At 51.5% G+C, this 18,282-nt stretch carries 15 protein-coding genes; 13 read left to right on the top strand and 2 right to left on the bottom strand.

Translation table 11 applies throughout. The features are described 5' to 3' along the window. Window positions 1-33: 33 nt before the first annotated feature. The 4 genes from BM322_RS06625 (at window position 34) to BM322_RS06605 (ending at window position 6,298) form a co-directional block, all read left to right on the top strand. The gene (locus BM322_RS06625; RefSeq protein WP_075429178.1) at window positions 34-1,539 is read left to right on the top strand and encodes a Na+/H+ antiporter NhaC family protein; all 1,506 of its coding nucleotides are present in this window, start codon (window positions 34-36) and stop codon (window positions 1,537-1,539) included. 328 nt (window positions 1,540-1,867) lie between these two features. Continuing rightward, window positions 1,868-3,712: a flagellin gene (locus tag BM322_RS13795; protein ID WP_318254556.1), complete on the top strand. Its 1,845-nt coding sequence runs from the start codon at window positions 1,868-1,870 to the stop codon at window positions 3,710-3,712. A 104-nt stretch (window positions 3,713-3,816) separates the two neighbouring features. Next, a complete protein-coding gene (locus tag BM322_RS06610) occupies window positions 3,817-5,100 on the top strand; it encodes a glycosyltransferase (protein ID WP_075429112.1) in 1,284 nt (427 codons plus the stop codon). A 10-nt stretch (window positions 5,101-5,110) separates the two neighbouring features. Beyond that, window positions 5,111-6,298 carry a glycosyltransferase family 8 protein gene (locus tag BM322_RS06605; protein WP_075429111.1) on the top strand — a complete coding sequence of 396 codons (1,188 nt, stop codon included), beginning with the start codon at window positions 5,111-5,113 and terminating at the stop codon, window positions 6,296-6,298. Window positions 6,299-6,399: 101 nt separating this feature from the next. Here the strand turns inward: BM322_RS06605 and BM322_RS06600 are convergent, their stop codons facing one another. After that, window positions 6,400-7,590, bottom strand: a complete 1,191-nt coding sequence (locus BM322_RS06600; RefSeq protein WP_075429110.1) for an MFS transporter — start codon at window positions 7,588-7,590, stop codon at window positions 6,400-6,402. A 125-nt stretch (window positions 7,591-7,715) separates the two neighbouring features. Between BM322_RS06600 and BM322_RS06595 the strand changes: the two genes are divergently transcribed. Continuing rightward, window positions 7,716-8,138 carry a GtrA family protein gene (locus BM322_RS06595; protein WP_318254555.1) on the top strand — a complete coding sequence of 141 codons (423 nt, stop codon included), beginning with the start codon at window positions 7,716-7,718 and terminating at the stop codon, window positions 8,136-8,138. Between the two features lie 85 nt (window positions 8,139-8,223). Here the strand turns inward: BM322_RS06595 and BM322_RS06590 are convergent, their stop codons facing one another. Further along, window positions 8,224-10,107, bottom strand: coding sequence for a GGDEF domain-containing protein (locus tag BM322_RS06590; protein ID WP_075429109.1), 1,884 nt, complete (start codon window positions 10,105-10,107; stop codon window positions 8,224-8,226). 171 nt (window positions 10,108-10,278) lie between these two features. On the opposite strand from BM322_RS06590, the gene BM322_RS06585 reads away from it, so the two are divergent. From BM322_RS06585 to gpmI, 8 genes are all read left to right on the top strand, one after another. After that, the gene (locus tag BM322_RS06585) at window positions 10,279-10,542 is read left to right on the top strand and encodes a TIGR03905 family TSCPD domain-containing protein (RefSeq protein ID WP_075429108.1); all 264 of its coding nucleotides are present in this window, start codon (window positions 10,279-10,281) and stop codon (window positions 10,540-10,542) included. Between the two features lie 4 nt (window positions 10,543-10,546). Next, window positions 10,547-11,320, top strand: coding sequence for a histidinol-phosphatase HisJ family protein (locus tag BM322_RS06580; RefSeq protein WP_075429107.1), 774 nt, complete (start codon window positions 10,547-10,549; stop codon window positions 11,318-11,320). A 67-nt stretch (window positions 11,321-11,387) separates the two neighbouring features. Continuing rightward, window positions 11,388-11,525, top strand: a complete 138-nt coding sequence (gene scfA / locus BM322_RS06575) for a six-cysteine ranthipeptide SCIFF (RefSeq protein ID WP_075429106.1) — start codon at window positions 11,388-11,390, stop codon at window positions 11,523-11,525. A gap of 96 nt (window positions 11,526-11,621) precedes the next feature. After that, complete coding sequence (gene scfB, locus BM322_RS06570; RefSeq protein WP_075429105.1) at window positions 11,622-13,025, top strand: thioether cross-link-forming SCIFF peptide maturase; 1,404 nt, start codon at window positions 11,622-11,624, stop codon at window positions 13,023-13,025. Between the two features lie 278 nt (window positions 13,026-13,303). Continuing rightward, complete coding sequence (gene gap, locus BM322_RS06565; RefSeq protein ID WP_075429104.1) at window positions 13,304-14,314, top strand: type I glyceraldehyde-3-phosphate dehydrogenase; 1,011 nt, start codon at window positions 13,304-13,306, stop codon at window positions 14,312-14,314. 108 nt (window positions 14,315-14,422) lie between these two features. Beyond that, complete coding sequence (locus tag BM322_RS06560; protein ID WP_075429103.1) at window positions 14,423-15,616, top strand: phosphoglycerate kinase; 1,194 nt, start codon at window positions 14,423-14,425, stop codon at window positions 15,614-15,616. Between the two features lie 199 nt (window positions 15,617-15,815). Then, the gene (gene tpiA, locus BM322_RS06555; RefSeq protein ID WP_075429102.1) at window positions 15,816-16,565 is read left to right on the top strand and encodes a triose-phosphate isomerase; all 750 of its coding nucleotides are present in this window, start codon (window positions 15,816-15,818) and stop codon (window positions 16,563-16,565) included. Between the two features lie 24 nt (window positions 16,566-16,589). Then, entirely contained in the window at window positions 16,590-18,119 is a 1,530-nt protein-coding gene (gene gpmI, locus BM322_RS06550) for a 2,3-bisphosphoglycerate-independent phosphoglycerate mutase (RefSeq protein WP_075429101.1), read from the top strand. Window positions 18,120-18,282: the final 163 nt, after the last annotated feature.

Below are 18,282 nucleotides of genomic sequence, written 5' to 3'. Positions count from 1 at the left end.
ATGTACAAGTATGACAGAAAGTAGGTTATGTCCATGGCAGAATCCGCCTGGTCCGTGCTGCCGCCGCTGATTACGATCGCGCTGGCACTCTGGACAAAAGAAGTATACATGTCCCTGATTATCGGCATCTTTTCGGGTGCGATGTTCTTTACTGGGGGCAATATCCTCGAGTCGATACTGACGATGTTTGCCGTCATGGCTGACAAGGTCGGCAGCAATGTCAACATCCTCGTGTTCCTTGTCATCCTCGGCATCCTCGTCGCGGCCATCACCCGCAGCGGCGCGACCCGTGCCTATGGCGAGTGGGCTGCCCGCTCAATCCGCGGTAAGCGCAGTGCCTCGCTGGTCACGGCACTCCTGGGTCTCGTGATTTTCATCGACGATTATTTCAACTGCCTGACCGTTGGTACGGTCATGCGTCCGGTGACGGATAAGTTCAAGATTGCGCGCACGAAACTTGCGTATATCATCGATGCGACGGCAGCGCCAATCTGCATCATCGCTCCGGTATCGAGCTGGGCCGCAGCTGTCGGCTCCTCTTTGCCGGAGGGCAGCAACATTGATGGTTTCTCGCTGTTCCTGCAGACAATCCCGTTCAACCTCTACGCCTGGCTGACGCTGCTGTTCATGGTCTTCATCATCTGGACGGGCCGTGACTATGGCACGATGGCCAAGAGCGTCCGTGAGAGCAATGAGAACTTCGTGATTCCGAAGGAATATCAGGACACCACGGGTATCAAGCATGAAGAGGAAGGCAACGGCAAGATTATCGACCTGCTGCTGCCGCTGTTCGTCCTGATTGCGGCCTGCGTCTATGGCATGCTTTACACGGGCGGCATCCATGAGGGCAAGAGCATTGCCGATGCCTTTGCTAACTGCGATTCTTCGAAGTCCTTGGTTCTGGGTTCTTTCATTGCCTTTATCTTTACGGGCTTCCTCTATCTGCCCCGCAAAGTCATTTCGTTCAATGCCTTCTGCGACAGTTTCGGCTGGGGCTTTAAGGCTATGACGCCGGCAATCTTTATCCTCTGCCTTGCCTGGACGCTGTCGGGCATCTGCAGTGATAAATATCTGAACCTCGGCGGTTTCGTTGGCGGCATCGTCAGCGCCAACGCATCGCTGATCATGTTCCTGCCGCCAATCTTCTTCCTTGTGGCTATGGGCCTGGCCTTTGCGACGGGCACGTCCTGGGGAACCTTCGGCATCCTGATTCCGATTGCTGTGGCAGTAGTCGGTACTGACCCGAACATGCTCGTGGTCTGCGTGGCTGCTGTCCTGTCCGGCGCTGTGGGCGGCGACCATGCTTCGCCGATTTCCGATACCACGATCCTGGCTTCGGCCGGTGCGCAGTGTCATCATATCGACCACGTCGATACGCAGCTGCCTTACGTGCTGACCGTTGGTGCCTGCTGTCTGATTGGCTACGCCGTCGGCGGCATCACCGCAAATGGCTGGATCGGCCTCGGCGCATCCCTTGCCTGCCTGGCCGCCGCAATGGCCGTCATCGTGGCGAAGGTGCCATCGCTCGAAAAAGAATAATACAATCTTCTCCGTTAGGAGCGGAGGAGACTGCAAAGCCTTCCCGCAAAGGGAAGGCTTTTGTCGTATTGTTTTCGTAGTGCCTTTCCTTATGTCGTGTTTTATAGTAAAATAAAGCTAGGAAAGTTTACGTAGGCTATTAAGTTCAGCGGCAATTCTATCGATATATAGATTAGAAATATCTGTCAGTAGAGGGCGGCGGCTTCCACCGCCCTTTGAGGTAGGGCTATATGGGCCTCGGGAACCCACAGGGACGGTAAGGACGGGGCTATCATGAGGATGTGACTAGGTAGTCTGCAGACTGCTCATCAGGGAGGATGTGTCGATAATGGCAATGGTGGTTAAGAATAACATGTCGGCGGTGAAAACCTTAGGGACACTGAACAAGAATTCATCGGCATTGGCAAAAAGTTTACAGAAGGTATCAAGCGGCATGAAAATCAACTCGGCTGCCGATGATGCCTCGGGCTATGCCATTTCTGAGCGCATGCGCGTCATGGTGCGTTCGCTCGATCAGGCAGATGCCAATACGCAGAATGGCGTGAGCCTGATGAAGGTAGCTGAGGGCGCGGTAAGCTCGACAGTCGATATCCTGCGCACGATGAAGGAAAAAGCAATCAATGCGGCCAACGATAGCAATACGGACGCTGACCGGGCAATCATCCAGAAAGAACTCGACCAGTCTATCGATCAGATTGACGATAATGCAAATGTTACTTATAATGGCAAGACGTTAGTCGATGGGTCCAAGATGGCGAAAGGCGATGCGACCAAGACGTCAATGACGAATCAGAGTCTTAATCGAGAAACGACTGGTTCGACTAGAATCATTGATTTGCAGAATCGCAATGGTGAGGGGTTGAATATCCTGACCACAGATACCCTTACAATCTCGTATGTGATTCAAGGTGAGACGTATAGTTTTGATGTTGATATTGATGAAACTACGACGATTGACAGTGCCTTGGTAGATGCTAGTGGGCCCTATGTCAGGAATAATCCAATGATTCGGGCTGCGTATGCTCAGTATAATTCATCGAGAGCGGAGGCAAGTTCAACATACTCTAGTTCCTATAGCGCAGCAAGTTCAACATATAATGAAACGATTCATACGGCATCTGTAAATTATAATAATATTACTACGAATGCAGTTTCTGCAATTAATAGTGCTAGTAACGTGATGTCGACTAATTATTCTACATATAATTCATGGTATTTGTATGCATCTACTGAATATGCGAATGGTGCGGCGTGGACTCAAGGGTATGGTTCAGTAGACGATATCATGCATAGCCTTAATGGACCGTCAACAGCTTTGTCTAATTATAGTAGTGCTTCAACAATTTATAATTCTACATCCACTTATTATGCTTCAGTTGTTAATTCAGCATCTACGGTTCAAGCATCGACAATTGTTTCGGCAACCGCCGTAAGAGATTCTGCTTATGCTTCAGCATTGTCGACATTCAATGTTGCGATTAGTAATGCGGCTTCTACGCTAGGTGCTTCCGTGGGGACGTTCCTTCCGTATAAGCTTTCCGTTGATGCTGGGGATGCGGTTGGTGTTGCTGCTTCAGGAAATACTGTTTATACGGCAAACCGGGAAAATGCGATTACGATTACTTCTGGTGCAGCCGGTGTACAGTATCAGTTATCGGGCATTACATTCAGTGTCAAGGACTCCAATGGGCAGATCAAGAAAGATGTCAATGCTGTGCTTGATAACTTTAGCGAATCGGTCAGGGCAGTCAATAAATCTGAGGACCATGCCCTCAATCTCCAAGTAGGAGCTAAAGCAAATCAGAGTATCCGTATCGGTCTTACCGATATGCGTTCTGAGGCATTGGGGTTGAAGAGTTCTATGGGTACTACTTTGGGAGTAGGTACGCAAGCACAGGCCAATGCAGCTGTCAATGTGCTTGATAATGCAATCCAGAAAGCGCTCAATCAGCAGACCGATATTGGCTCAATCGAGGCGCGGTTGGAGATGACTTCTGCCAATCTGGTAACGTCAAGTGAGAATGTCCAGGCATCGGAGTCAACATTGCGTGATGCGAATATGGCGAAGGAAATGACTGAATACACCAAGAACAATATCCTTATGCAGGCCGCGCAGGCTATGCTGGCGCAGGCTAACCAGAGCAGCTCGAATGTATTGAGCTTGTTGCAATAAAATAAGCCAATCAAGAAAAGTCTTCCGTAAGGAAGGCTTTTCTTTTGTTGTGGCGTATATATACTATAGAAATATAGCGAAATCTTGAAGACGGGGTGGGGGCAATGGAACGGAAACGGATTGGCGATGATGCGCGCATGGTGCATGTGGCCTATGCGATGACGGATAAACATGGTACATACAGCAAATATATCGGAGCGTCGATATGCTCGCTGTTTGAGCGCACCGATGCCTGGGTGACGATACATCTGTTGCATGATGATACACTGACCGAGAAGAACCGTGCGAACTTTATCGAGCTTGCACGCCGCTATGGTCAGCAGCTTTTCTTTTACAATGTAGCGGAGGAATGCAAGGAGCTGCTGGCTGAGGCTCGCGAGATTTTCCGGCGTGCTGTCGATACCGATTACTATACGCCTGCGGCACTTTACCGCTTGCTGGCGCCTATTGTCTTGCCGCATGATGTGAAACGGCTGATCTATCTCGATGCCGACACGATTGTCAATATGGATATCCGCAAGTTCTGGGAGGTATTCCTCGATGGTAACCCGCTGGGGGCCGTGACCGAGCGCACCCTGATGGAGCATTATCAGAAACAGATTGACCGGTCAATTGACGAGAAACTTTACCTGTTCAAGAACAGCTGGACGGATTTTGATACCTGCTTTAACTCGGGCGTACTGCTGATGGATTTGGAGAAGATGCGCGATATGGGCGAAATCCTTTTGCCAGGCTTGCGCTTTATTGTCCAGCATGAGGAGGAATGCCGTTTCTTTGACCAGGATATCTTGAACTATTTCTTTGCGCGCGATTTCTTGCATCTGCCTTGGATTTATAATATTCTTCAGCCGTGGGATCGCGATTGGGGCAGCTCTGAACCTGTAGAGGGGATCTATCATTACATGGGGCGTACCTTACGGTATAACTATGAAGAACCGCGCGACCGAATCTTCTACGAGGCTTTTGTTAAGACGCCGTGGTGTGATGCGGAGTTCCTGTGCAAGAGCTATGTGGTCACGCGCAACATCCTCGCTGGTGAGCTGGAAAAATACGTGGAGCGCAATCGCAAGGCAGCGGCAGTTTGGGCGCGGCGCAAGCGCGTCTTTGTTGGACCGCAGGCAGATGAGAAAAAATTGCGAGAGATGTTTATGCTTGCGCAGGAGGATCCCTATATTGCGCTTGATGATGGTTGGAGTAAGGGGTTGAATCTCCCTTATGAACTGGGGACGCATGTGTATGTATTTTTTTTGAATAAATTTCCCGAGTTGAAGAAACAGCTTAATGCGGCAGGCTGGCAGGAGTGGGAGGACTATATTGATGGCAAATCAATCATCATTCCGCATCCGAGTAATCTTTTGGATGATTACCGAATTTTCTTGGTGATGTGAGGTGGATGAGATGATACATGTATGTTATGCTGTTTCGGATAAGAAAGGTAATTATACCAAGTTTGTAGGTACATCACTATGCTCGCTTTTTGAGCATACTAACGAATGGGTAACGGTGCATTTCTTGCATGACTATACGTTGTCCACTGATAATCGCCGGATGCTGATGCAGCTTGTGCGCAGCTATGGCCAGCAGATTGTTTTCTATGATTTTGAGCGTCTGTTCAAAAAACGTTTTGAAGAATTGGAAACGAACAATGAATGGATGAAGGCATATCTAAGACCGGGAGTCAGTCAGGCTATTTGGTACCGCTTAGTAATGGGGGAGGCCTTAGCGAAAGTTGACAGAGTTATTTATCTTGATGCCGATACTATCGTGAATCTCGATATTGCTGAGCTTTGGACAGAAGAAACTGGTAAAAATGGTCTTGCGGCAGTGCCAGATAAGGTTATACAGGAAGGCCATTATAGCTGTATGGTCAAGAAAGGTCTATATCCTGAGGAACGTTATTTTAATTCGGGTGTATTACTCATTGATATGGAAAAATTCCGTCAGGAAGAACAACTGCTGGAACGCGGGGCGGCATTCCTCAGAAAACATGAGTTGGTAGATTATCCGGATCAGGATATCCTGAATTATTTCTTTGGGAAGGATTGTCGCTTGTTACTTGAACGGTATAATACACTCGTGAGTTGGGAATTGACTCATAAGCAGGAAAATGTTGGTGCTTGTATTTATCATTATGCGGGGCAGCGTTATGCCATTGATGCGGTAAATAACTTCCATCGGCTGTTTCTTACATATTTTACTAAAACACCGTGGTGTAATGCTGATTTTCTCGCTAATATGGCCCGAAATATCCATCAAGTGAACCGATCGCTGATGTTGGGATATGCTAATTTTATCGTGGGGATGCATCGTATCATTATTGGTGATGAGAAAGAAAAAGACAATCTCACGAAAATGATGATGCTCAAGGAAAAGGAGAAGTTCTATACACTAAAGGAGTTCAATGCAAAGGGCCTGCGGTTGGAAACGAATGAGATCATTATCTTTTTTCTTAAGCCGGAAGAGTACGAGCGGGTCAAAAAAAATCTGGCTGAGTGCGGTGTTATAGAAGGTGTGCATTTTATGAACGGCAATATATTCCTATATCGTGATGGCAGTCAGGATGCGAAGATTTTGCGGGAGTCCTAAGCGAGACTGGCGGTTGGGCTGTCGTCAGCGCTCATCATTGATTATGTATTGAAAAAGGCCGCGACCTGTGCAAAAGGTTGCGGCTTTTTTCGTGTCTATATTTACGTTATTTTTATCTTTACTTTGCACCAAAGGGCATTTGTAATCAACAATGCCGCGACGAGCAGGAAGAGGTTGCGGATGCCGATCTGGGCGGCTAGCTGGCCGCCGAAGAAGGCGCCGCTGAACATGCCGATGAATTGGGCGGACTGATTGAAGCCGAAGATGCGGCCCATCAGAGCTGGTGGTGCGAGCTGGCGGATGAGGTTATTGGTGGAGGGCATGAGACCGGCGATAGCAATGCCGTGGACGAAGCGCAGGACGCCAAGCTGCCAGGGGGCGGTGACGAATCCCTGGGGGATGGAGACCAGGCCTGAGAGCAGCAGGCAGGAGAACAGGATGCGTTCGGAGCCGATGCGATCGGCAAGCTTGCCAAGCCGCGAGGCAAACAGCATGCTGGCAAAGCCCGCCGCGGAGAAGACTGCGCCGGATATGATGGCAAGATGATCGATGTTGCCTGCGATTTCCTGCACATAGACGGTCAGGAGCGGTGCGACACAGGTCAGCGAGAAGTGCAGCAGCACAGTGGTCAGGAATACACCGAGGATAACGCCACGCTGCGGTAATTCGCGGAATGAGGGAAGAGAGCTGTCGGCGCTTTCGGCGCGGGCAGCTTTTTTTGTCTCTTGTACCTGTGTCAGCGCGAGGAAGCCGAGCAGGCAGCAGGTGCCGATGAACAGGAAGGAGCCGCGGAATCCGATGACCTCGCTAAGCCAGCCGCCGAATACGGGCCCCATGAGACCGCCGGATACCTGCGCTGTGAAGAACATGCCCATGGCCCAGCCGGAATGCTTTTTCGGTGTTTCCTGGGCGAGCAGCGGGATCACGGCGGCTTGGAAGCCGCTGAGACAGCCCTGCAGCAGGCGCAGGATGACAAGATGCCAGACGCTTTGCGCAAAGCCCATGCCAATCATGATGAGGCCGAGCCAGCCCGAGGCGCGCAGGATCATCGGCTTGCGGCCAAAGCGGTCGGAGAGGCGGCCCCAGATGGGGGAGAATATGGCAAGGCTGATGAAGTTGCAGCCAAAGACGATGCCTGCCCAGCGGGCGACATCAGCGGAGTTATCGACGCCGAGTTCGGCGATATAGAGCGGCAGGATTGGTGCCATCTGGCTCATGCCGATGGAGACGATGAACGATGCGACGCAGCAGATGAACAGATTCTTCTTCCAGATAGGAAATGATGAAAACATAAGCAAAGCCTCACTTTGTGCTGGATATAGTTCCATTATAGCACGCAGGAAAATTTATGGGATAGGGATGCTTTTTCCCGCGGGGCAGGGTATAATAGAAAGGACTTTGGATAGCGGGGAGAAGGATGGAGAACGTGGACATGGGGCAAATGACCGACAAACTGAAAAAGGAATTCTGGACAAAGGAGTTTATCCTGTTTGTCGTCGTGGGCGTCGTCAATACGCTGGACTGCAGCTTGTTTGCGGCTGTCCTCATGCAGTATGGCATCGAGGATGCCAATATCGCCTTCAATATCGGTTATGTCATAAGCAATATCCTGGCGTATCTTTTGAACTGCTGGCTGATTTTTCCGACGCGGCCGCAGCTTTATCAGTATTTCAAGTTTGCGCTCTCGTATGTTGGCAATGCGATCATTGAGAATGTTTCCGTATTGGTGCTGTATAACTGGCTGGGCTTTGCGCCCGTCGTGAGTTTCGTGCTCGCGGCATTGATAAGCGTGCCAGTGACGTTCCTGATGGTCAAGATTTATGCGTTCAGCAAAAAATAAAAGGCTTATTATATAGGGATAGCAAAGGAGCTGGGAACCGCAGGCAGAATCTGCCTGTGGTTCCCAGCTCCTTGGTCGTTCATGCTTAAATGGGTTCTTGGATGACCAGCGCTAGTGGTCTGGTGTTGTCGATTTTGTCGATATGGAGATTGCAGGCCCGAGTGCAGGTCGGCCGTTCTTTATCCCAGTTGTTGAGATTGCATTGGATGTACTCGCTGCCTTCGCCGGAGAGCTGCAGAACGGGGCAGCCCGGACAAGGCGTGCTGCGCTTGTGCAATACTTGATAGCAGGGATGGCCGGCGTTGACATCAGGGAGTGCCTGACGGATGCTTCGGTTGAAGTAGATGGGTGACATCGTGATTTTGTCAACGACGTAAATCATTTCCTGCATGTGATCGAGCAGGCTGCGCAACTGCATGTTCTGCTGCCGCAGCTTGTCGTCAGAGTAAGAGGTCAGCAGGATGTTGCCAAGGATGACAGCAAAGACGCTAAGGGCATGGCGGCATTCATCGTCGATAGTATGTGGCCGGCTGTATTCAAAGCCGATGCAGCCAAGTGTGTCAGAGCCGTGGGTAATCATGCAGTGGGCAAAAGCACCGAGATGGAGCGCCGCCATAGCGGGCTGGTACCTGTCGGCAGTTTTTGAAGTATCTTCGCAGATGGACATGACACCGTAGGAAGTGGCCTTATAGCCCGAGAGTATGAGTGTATTGCGCATGCTGATGCTGTCGAAGGTATCATCTGCGCGCTCGGAGGATTTCAGCGAGATACCGTTAGGGCTCAGCCATTCATAGGCTGTCGTATATTGATTCGTGTCGGGATCATAGAGATCGAGGCCGACGCGGTCGAGATTGAATAGTTTACCGAACATGCCCAGAGAAATCGAAATGGTTGCATCCGGGCTGTTTGTCTCATAGAGCAGCTTGAAGATGAATTCAATCATGTTGTCTTTGAAGGCTTTTTGCTGGAAGTCCTCAAAATCTTTTGGCGTGCGATGGCTGGTGACCGAGGCCTGACCGAGCAGGCTGCTGCGGTAGATGGTATATTGGTTCTTACCAAGATTTTTTGATTCATAGAGTGCCCGGTCGGCATGCTTGAATAGCTCTTGATAGGTCGTACCATGCTGGGGATACTGAGCAACGCCGATGCTGATGGAAAAAGGCAGCTCTTGTTGGCCATTTTTGTAGCGGCGTTCGAGCTGGCGAATCAGCGACTGGCAGCGGTCGTGCAGTATCTCGGGATCTGATATATTACGGAACAGCACGAGAAATTCATCGCCGCCTATCCGGCCTTTGATATCGGACTGGCGGAAGTTATGGGCAATCGCATTGCCCATGTCGGTCAGTACGGCATCGCCGAAGAGGTGACCAAAGCTGTCGTTGATTTCCTTGAAGCCGTCCGCATCGATGATCAGGAGTGCTTCCTGATCGATATCGGGAGACAGGCTGGCAAGATGTTTGGTGATACGCAGGCGGGTGGCATCCTTGTTGAGGAGCCCCGTGAGCTGATCGTGCGCGGCCTCGCGCTCGATGCGCTGCTGCCATAGCTTTTGTGCCTGGATATTGCGGATATTGCCATATGCGACGACAGGCATGAAGCCATCAAAATAGGTAATCAGGTGGATTTCCGACCAGATGTATTCATGGCAGCCATTGCCGCGCAGCCGGAGCTTGCAGATATGATTGCAGCTTCCCTTTGGGCGGTGGATATGGTGGCAAAAGATCGTGTTGAGATAGACACGGAGAATCGTTGCATCCTCTTGGTGCAAGAGCCCTGAATGCCAAAGGATGGTTGATGCTGGCGCTATCCGTGGTGCGATATCGTACGAATTGGGATGTGCCGGCCCGTGGAGTTCCAGCACGTCCGTAGTCAGGTCCCAGCGGAAATAAACCCGGCGGTCGAATTTCTCTAAGGCCGAGAATACATCACTGTCAAATGTAGTTGGTATTGGGTGACTTTTGGTATCCATGCAGAAAACCCTCTAATCATTTATTAAACTTATTATAGTATAGCCCATATAGGACAATTTTACCAATAAATTTTTATGGAAATCGAAAAAAATAATGACTAGCGATTGAAAATATAAGTGGTTTTCAGTAAGATAGAGAAAAACAGCAAGAGAATGAAAGGAGAAAATCCTATGAGCATTTACGAATATACGACCAAGGGGACCTGCTCCCGCAAGATTACCGTAGAATTAGACGGCAAGACCATCAAGAAGGTGGAGTTCGAGGGTGGCTGCAATGGCAATCTCAAGGGAATCGCAAAGCTTGTCGCTGGCATGGATATGGACTTTGTCATCGGGCGGTTCACGGGCAATACCTGCAACAACCGCACGACCTCATGCCCTGACCAGCTGGCAAAGGCTCTGCAAGAGGCCTATGCTGCACAGAAAGAGGGCTGATTTCATGCTGTTTGACAGTCACAGCCATACCGAGTTTTCGGGTGATTCGGAGATGAAGGCGCAGGACGCTATGGCCGCTGCCGAGAAACTCGGCCTGGGGCTGGTGTTTACTGAGCATCTTGACCTGGACTATCCCGGCGAGATCGACTTTACCTTCAATCCCGATGAATACTGGCATACCTATGAGCATCTGCGTGGCAGCCGGCTGCGCCTCGGTGTCGAGGTCGGCATGCAGGCCTCTACCTGCGATCGCAGTCGTGAGTTTACCGAGTGGCTGCCCTTCGATCTCGTCATCGGCGCGATCCATATGGTGGACGGCCAGGATATCTATTATAAAGAGGCTTATGGCAATCTGACCAAGGCCGAGTTCTATCATAAATATTATCAGAGCATGGCCGCTAATGTGCGCAGCCATACCTTCATTGACGTGCTGGCCCATATCGACTATATTGCCCGCTATGCGCCCTATGAAAATCCTGAGGTTGAGTATGGCAGCTTCCAGGAGGATATCGACGAAGTGCTGCGGGCTGTCATCGAGACGGATACAGTGCTGGAGCTCAACACGCGGCGGCTCGGCAGCCGGCGGGCTCTCAAGGAGCTCGTGCCCATCTACACGCGCTACCGCGAGCTCGGCGGCCGGTATGTGACGCTGGGGTCTGATGCCCATACGGCCGATGCCATTGGCGCGCATTTTGCTGTGGCTGTTGATTTTGCCGAGGCATTAGGACTTCAGCCCGTGACGTTCTGCGGGCGTCTGCGGGAGAGTTGTCAGAAATAATTCCTTGTACTGCCAGGGAAAAGACGATATAATAGACTGAGATTCTATTTTGATAGGAGGGCTAATGATGAAACACATCAAGACGGTCAACAAGCCGAAAATGCAGGCTACGCTCAAGACGGGCGGCTGCGGCGAGTGCCAGGCTTCCTGCCAGTCCGCATGCAAGACTTCCTGCACGGTCGGCAATCAGGTTTGCGAGAAGTAAGTATCGCATTGGAGCCTTCCCTTTACCGGGAAGGCTTTTTCTTATGAATCTTCTTTATTTATATAGTAGTATTGGTTAAGGAGAACGGGGAACAGAATGAAAGCAAGAATCCATAAATTTGAGCAGAATGGGACGTATATCCTGCTGGACATCAACAGCGGTGCTGTCCATGTCATCGACAAGATGATCTATGACATGATGGATACGTTCGATGGCACGAACGATGCAGCTGTGCGTGAGGCCATGGCTGGCAAGTATCCGCAGGCTGAGGTCGATGAGGCCCTCGTGGAGCTCCATGCGCTGATGGATGCCGGCGAGCTCTTTGCACCGGACATCGACGTGCCGCCTACGTTCAAGCAGACGGGCCTCGTCAAGTCCATCTGCCTGATGATTGCCCAGGATTGCAACCTGCGCTGCAAGTATTGCTTTGGCGATGGCGGCAGCTATGGCCAGGAGCGCGCCATCATGACGCCGGAGGTTGGTAAGAAGGCTGTCGATTATCTGATCAAGGCCAGCGGCCCGCGCAAGCATCTCGAGATGGACTTCTTCGGTGGCGAGCCGCTCATGAACATGAAGACAGTCAAGGCTGTTACGGAATATGCGCGCCAGCGTGAGAAGGAGACGGGCAAGAAGTTCAAGCTCACGATGACGACGAACGGCATCCTGCTCAATGATGAGAATATCAAGTGGCTCAACGATAACGACTTTGCCCTCGTGCTGTCGCTGGACGGCCGCAAGGAAGTCCACGATGCTATGCGCCCGCTGGCTGGTGGCCAGGGCAGCTACGACCGTGCCATTGCCAACTTCAAGAAATGCCTGGCCAGCCGCAAGGGTGGTGACTACGATTACCGCGGTGTCTACACCTATCTGCGTGGTACCTATACGAAGAACAACATGGACTTCACGAAGGATGTCCTGTCGATGAACGATGAAGGCTTCGACATCCTGTCGATGGAGCCGGTAGTCCTCAAGGACAGCCCGTATGGCTTCACGGAAGAGGATCTGCCGCGTATCCGCGAGGAGTATGACCGTCTGACGGAGGCCTATATGAAACGTCACCGCGAGGGCAAGGGGTTCTTCTTCTTCCATTTCAATATGGATCTTTCCAATGGCCCGTGTGTGGCTAAGCGCCTGTCGGGCTGTGGTGCCGGTCATGAGTATGTGGCTGTGGCGGAAAATGGCGACCTCTATCCGTGCCATCAGTTCGTGGGCCGTGAGAAGTACAAGATCGGTACGGTGGATACGGGCATCACGGACAAGGAGACGAGCCAGTACTTCCGTGAGAGCCACGTGCTCAACAAGGAGAAATGCAGCGAGTGCTGGTCGCGCTTCTTCTGCTCGGGCGGCTGCCATGCCAATGCGGACCTGTTCCACAACGATATCCGCAAGCCTTATGAAGTCGGCTGCGAAATCCAGAAAAAGCGTCTCGAGTGCGCGATTTATGTCCAGGCACTGCTGGAGCTTGAGAAGATGGATGATGGTGCGTTGCAGGATGCATAAATAATATTTATATACCATGTTAAACAGTGACAAGCCGCTTTGCTTGTCACTGTTTTGTATTTTTCACGATGTTCCTATTGTTTATCTGTGTTTTTCCCAGTTCAGAAAACGAAAGGCTATTGTTAGCTATTCATGCAGAAAAGTCAGAAAACAGCGGCAGAGATTCATGGAATAATTGGTAGAATTTATGATAAAAAGATTGACATTTCCTCTTGGCTTATTGTATTATTAGACCTGTAAGAACTGAACTTCTAAAGAATTTAGGGGGTATTTTTCAAATGGCAGTAAAAGTAGCTATCAATGGTTTTGGCCGCATCGGCCGTCTCGCATTCCGTCAGATGTTCGACGCTGAGGGTTATGAAGTTGTTGCAATCAACGACCTCACGAGCCCGAAAATGCTCGCACACCTGCTGAAGTACGATTCCACGCAGGGTAAGTACAAATATGCTGATACGGTTGAGGCTGGCGAAAACAGCATCAAAGTCAACGGCAAAGAGATCATGATCTATGCTGAGAAGGATGCAAAAGACATTCCTTGGGGCAAACATGATGTTGACGTTGTTCTCGAGTGCACTGGTTTCTACACTTCCAAAGAGAAAGCTTCTGCACATCTGGCTGCAGGCGCTAAGAAAGTTGTTATCTCCGCTCCGGCTGGTAACGACCTCCCGACGATCGTATACAACGTTAACCACACGACGCTGACGAAAGAGGACAAGGTTATCTCCGCTGCTTCCTGCACGACGAACTGCCTTGCTCCGATGGCTAAAGCACTGAACGACCTCGCTCCGATCCAGAGCGGTATCATGTGCACGATTCACGCTTACACGGGCGACCAGATGACTCTCGATGGCCCGCAGCGTAAAGGCGACCTCCGTCGCAGCCGTGCAGCAGCTTGCAACATCGTTCCGAACTCCACGGGCGCTGCTAAAGCTATCGGCCTCGTAATTCCGGAACTCAAAGGCAAACTGATCGGTGCTGCACAGCGCGTTCCGACCCCGACGGGTTCCACGACGATCCTCAACGCAGTTGTCAAAGGCAGCGTTTCCGTTGAGCAGGTTAACGAAGCTATGAAGGCTCAGGCTACGGAGTCCTTCGGTTACAACACGGATGAGATCGTATCCAGCGATATCGTTGGCATGCGTTTCGGTTCCCTGTTCGATGCTACTCAGACGATGGTTAACCCGGTTGAGGGTGGCACGCAGGTTCAGGTTGTTTCCTGGTACGACAACGAGAACAGCTACACGAGCCAGATGGTTCGCACGATCAAATACTTCGCTGAGCTCGGCTAATTGTTTGATTCGTAACTGAACAAAACGAAGATCTTTTGAGGTCCGGCCTAAAACTTGGGCCGGACCTCAATTTTTTTATCATGTAAAGATTATTTTGGAGGTTTCATAATGGATAAGAAAACCATCAAAGATATTGACGTCAAAGGCAAAAAAGTATTTGTCCGCGTTGATTACAATGTCCCGTTCGATGAGAACCAGAACATCACCAACGATACGCGTATGGTTCGCACGCTGCCGACCATCAACTATCTGCTCGACAACGGCGCTGCTGTAATCCTGGCTTGCCATATCGGCCGTCCGAGCGAGGCTCGTGAGCCGCAGTTCTCCACGAAGCACCTCGTTGCTCATCTGTCCGAGCTCCTCGGCAAAGATGTGAAATGGGCTTCGGATTGCGTTGGCGCTGAGGCTGAGAAGGCTGCTGCTGACCTCAAACCGGGCGAAGTCCTGCTGCTTGAGAACCTCCGTTATCACAAAGCTGAGAAGAAGAACGATCCGGAATTTGCAAAACAGCTCGCATCCCTGGCTGATATCGCTGTTGACGATGCTTTCGGTGTTTCCCACCGCGGCCATGCATCCAACGCTGGTATCGCTCAGTACGTCGAGGTTGTTGCCGGTTTCCTGATGGAAAAAGAGATCAACTACATCGGCAAGACCCTTGAGGCTCCGCAGCGTCCGTTCGTTGCTATCATCGGCGGTGCTAAGGTTTCCGATAAGATCGGCGTTATCAACAACATGATCGAGAAAGTCGACAAGATCATCATCGGCGGCGGTATGGCTCATACTTTCGATGCAGCTAAAGGCCTGCCAATCGGTGACTCCCTCTGCGAGCCGGACAAATACGACCTCGCTCGTGACCTCCTCAAGAAAGCTGAGGAGAAGGGCGTTGAGGTTATCCTGCCGGTTGACCTCGTCATCGCTGACAAGTTCGCTGCTGATGCCAATACCCAGACGGTTGATGTCGACAAAGTTCCGGCTGGCTGGCAGGCTCTTGACTCCGGCGTTAAGACGTCTGAGAAATATGTCGAGGCTCTCAAAGGCGCTAAGACGGTTGTCTGGAATGGACCGATGGGCGTATTCGAGTTCGACGCTTTCGCAAACGGCACGCTGGCTGTTGCTGAGGCTGTTGCTAAAGCTACGGAAGAGGGCGCTATCTCCATCGTTGGCGGTGGTGACTCCGTTGCTGCTCTGAAGAAGACGGGCCTGACGGACAAGATCTCCCACGTATCCACGGGCGGCGGTGCTACCCTCGAGTTCCTCGAAGGCAAAGAGATGCCGGGCGTTGCAGCTATCGCTGATAAATAATGATTTCTGGTACTTTTCTTTGGAGCAAAGAAAAGTACCAAAAGAAACTGCGGCCGGAAATTTCATCCGGGAAATTTACGGCCGCAGGCGCCCATCCTTGGGCGCCGGGTGACGAATGCGCATCGTTTTTCCTGATGAGGCGGCGATGCGTATAGCTCATCCTTGATGATTTTAAATTTTTTGAGGAGGCTTTTATATAATGGCTAGAACTCCGATTATTGCTGGTAACTGGAAAATGAACAACACGATTGCACAGGGTGTTGAGCTGGTTAAAGCTCTGGCTCCGCTGGTTAAAGATGCAACGGTTGATGTTGTTGTCTGCCCGACGGCTACGGCTCTGTCCTCTGTCGCTGCTGCAGTCAAAGGCACGAACATCCATGTTGGTGCTCAGAACGTTCACTGGGAAGCAAATGGTGCTTTCACGGGCGAGATCTCCACGGGCATGCTCAACGAGATCGGCGTTGACTACGTCGTCCTCGGCCACAGCGAGCGCCGTGATTACTTCGGTGAGACGGATGAGGGCGTAAACAAACGCGCTCGTGCTGCTTTCGCTGCTGGCATCACGCCGATTATCTGCTGCGGTGAGTCCCTCGAGATCCGCGAGGCTGGCACGTACATCGACCATGTCGTTGCTCAGATCAACGCTGCTCTCGAAGGCTTCGAGGCTGCTGAGGTTGCTAAACTCGTTATCGCTTACGAGCCAATCTGGGCTATCGGCACGGGCAAAACGGCTACGTTCGAGCAGGCTGAGGAAGTCTGCAAGGCAATCCGCGAGGCTGTTGCGAAGAAATTCGGCCAGGAAGCAGCTGACGCTATCCGCATCCAGTACGGCGGCAGCGTAAAACCGGCTACGATCAAAGACCTCATGCAGCAGCCGAACGTCGATGGCGCACTCGTAGGCGGCGCTTCCCTGAAGGCTCAGGACTTCAGCCAGATCGTCAACTACTGATTCTTAGAAGGGTAGTATCTTAAAATGGCAAAACTCAAAAACGCACCGGTTGCACTCATCATCATGGATGGCTGCGGCCTCGGTGACAAAAGCGATAAGAACAACGCAGTACAGGTAGCTAACACGCCGGTACTCGACGGCCTTCTCGCAAACTATAAGACGAGCCAGCTGCAGGCTTCTGGCGAATATGTCGGCCTGCCGGATGGCCAGATGGGCAACTCCGAGGTTGGTCATACCAACATCGGCGCTGGCCGCATCATCTATCAGCAGCTCACGCGCATCACCCGCGACATCAAGAACGGCGACTTCTTCAAGAACGAAGCACTGCTTGATATCGTCAATGGCGTAAAGGCAAATAACGGTGCCCTGCATCTGATGGGCCTCGTTTCTCCGGGTGGCGTTCACAGCCATCAGGCACACCTCTATGCCCTGCTTGAGCTCGCTAAGAAGAACGACATCAAGGAAGTCTATGTCCATGCTTTCCTCGATGGCCGTGATGTTCCGCCCCAGAGTGCTCAGCCGTTCCTGGAGGAACTCGAAGCAAAATGCAAAGAAGTCGGCGTTGGCTGCATCGCTACGATCAGCGGCCGCTACTATGCAATGGACCGCGACCACAACTGGGATCGCGAGCAGAAGGCTTATGAGGCTATCGCTCATGCTGAGGGCGTCAGCGCAGACTCGGCTGTGGAAGGCCTCAAAGCCAGCTATGACAATGGTGCCAACGACGAGTTCGTTGTACCGTGCGTCATCAAGGGCTATGAGGGCATGAAGAATGGCGATGGCGCTATTTTCTTCAACTTCCGTCCGGACCGTGCCCGTCAGCTCACGCACATCTTCGTCGATGAGACGTTTGATGGCTTTGAGCGTGACGAGGATCTCAAGATCCCGTTCGCTACGTTCTCGCACTATGAGGATGGCATGAATGCCAAGGTCGCATTCCCGCCGGAGTCCATCACGAAGACCATGGGCGAGATCATCGAGTCTCAGGGCATGACGCAGCTGCGCATCGCTGAGACGGAGAAGTACGCCCATGTAACGTTCTTCTTCAACGGTGGTGTTGAGGAGCCGTACAAGGGCGAGGACCGCATCCTCGTTCCGTCTCCGAAGGTCGCAACCTATGACCTGCAGCCGGAGATGAGCGCTATCGAGGTAACGGATAAAGTCGTCGAGGCTATCAAGTCCGGCAAGTATGACTTCATCATCCTCAACTATGCGAACTGCGACATGGTTGGTCATACGGGTGTATTCCCGGCAGTTGTCAAGGCTGTTGAGACGGTTGATACGTGCGTTGGCCGTTTCGTCGATGCCATCCGCGAAGTCGGCGGCGAGGTCTGCATCACGGCTGACCACGGCAATGCTGACAAGATGATGGACTACGACAACAACCAGCCCTTCACGAAACATACGACGAATCCGGTTCCGTTCATCGTGGTATCCGACCGCGTCAAATCCGTCAAGGACGGCGCTCTCTGCGACATCGCACCGACGCTGTTGACGCTGGCTGGTGTCGAGATCCCGAGCGAGATGACCGGCAAGAACCTCGTCGAACTTTAATTATCCGCAGGTCAGAGGCAGCATCCCTTGAGCAAGGGTGCGTAAGCGGGGGGAAGGACACCACGGGCGTGGTGCCCATTTCCCATGCTAGCCCCTTACGGGCGCTTGTTTAAAGGTTGCACCTCAGTATTATATTTTAGAAAAGAGAGGAATACGAACAATG

The sequence above is a fragment of the Selenomonas sp. GACV-9 genome (assembly GCA_900116485.1).
In the GTDB taxonomy this organism is placed as follows: Bacteria; Bacillota; Negativicutes; order Selenomonadales; family Selenomonadaceae; genus Selenomonas_A; species Selenomonas_A ruminantium_G.
Note: the sequence above shows the minus strand (reverse complement) of the source record. Positions and strands in the feature narration are given on the sequence as shown.

What these genes read in the sequence shown, in the direction of transcription:
- BM322_RS06595 (WP_318254555.1), top strand. Translation starts at nt 7,716, where the DNA reads ATGGAGAACGTGGACATGGGGCAAATGACCGACAAACTGAAAAAGGAA.
- gap (WP_075429104.1), top strand. Translation starts at nt 13,304, where the DNA reads ATGGCAGTAAAAGTAGCTATCAATGGTTTTGGCCGCATCGGCCGTCTC.
- BM322_RS06590 (WP_075429109.1), bottom strand. Translation starts at nt 10,107, where the DNA reads ATGGATACCAAAAGTCACCCAATACCAACTACATTTGACAGTGATGTA.
- BM322_RS06610 (WP_075429112.1), top strand. Translation starts at nt 3,817, where the DNA reads ATGGAACGGAAACGGATTGGCGATGATGCGCGCATGGTGCATGTGGCC.
- BM322_RS06605 (WP_075429111.1), top strand. Translation starts at nt 5,111, where the DNA reads ATGATACATGTATGTTATGCTGTTTCGGATAAGAAAGGTAATTATACC.
- tpiA (WP_075429102.1), top strand. Translation starts at nt 15,816, where the DNA reads ATGGCTAGAACTCCGATTATTGCTGGTAACTGGAAAATGAACAACACG.
- scfA (WP_075429106.1), top strand. Translation starts at nt 11,388, where the DNA reads ATGAAACACATCAAGACGGTCAACAAGCCGAAAATGCAGGCTACGCTC.
- BM322_RS06580 (WP_075429107.1), top strand. Translation starts at nt 10,547, where the DNA reads ATGCTGTTTGACAGTCACAGCCATACCGAGTTTTCGGGTGATTCGGAG.
- gpmI (WP_075429101.1), top strand. Translation starts at nt 16,590, where the DNA reads ATGGCAAAACTCAAAAACGCACCGGTTGCACTCATCATCATGGATGGC.
- BM322_RS06585 (WP_075429108.1), top strand. Translation starts at nt 10,279, where the DNA reads ATGAGCATTTACGAATATACGACCAAGGGGACCTGCTCCCGCAAGATT.
- scfB (WP_075429105.1), top strand. Translation starts at nt 11,622, where the DNA reads ATGAAAGCAAGAATCCATAAATTTGAGCAGAATGGGACGTATATCCTG.
- BM322_RS06600 (WP_075429110.1), bottom strand. Translation starts at nt 7,590, where the DNA reads ATGTTTTCATCATTTCCTATCTGGAAGAAGAATCTGTTCATCTGCTGC.
- BM322_RS06560 (WP_075429103.1), top strand. Translation starts at nt 14,423, where the DNA reads ATGGATAAGAAAACCATCAAAGATATTGACGTCAAAGGCAAAAAAGTA.
- BM322_RS13795 (WP_318254556.1), top strand. Translation starts at nt 1,868, where the DNA reads ATGGCAATGGTGGTTAAGAATAACATGTCGGCGGTGAAAACCTTAGGG.
- BM322_RS06625 (WP_075429178.1), top strand. Translation starts at nt 34, where the DNA reads ATGGCAGAATCCGCCTGGTCCGTGCTGCCGCCGCTGATTACGATCGCG.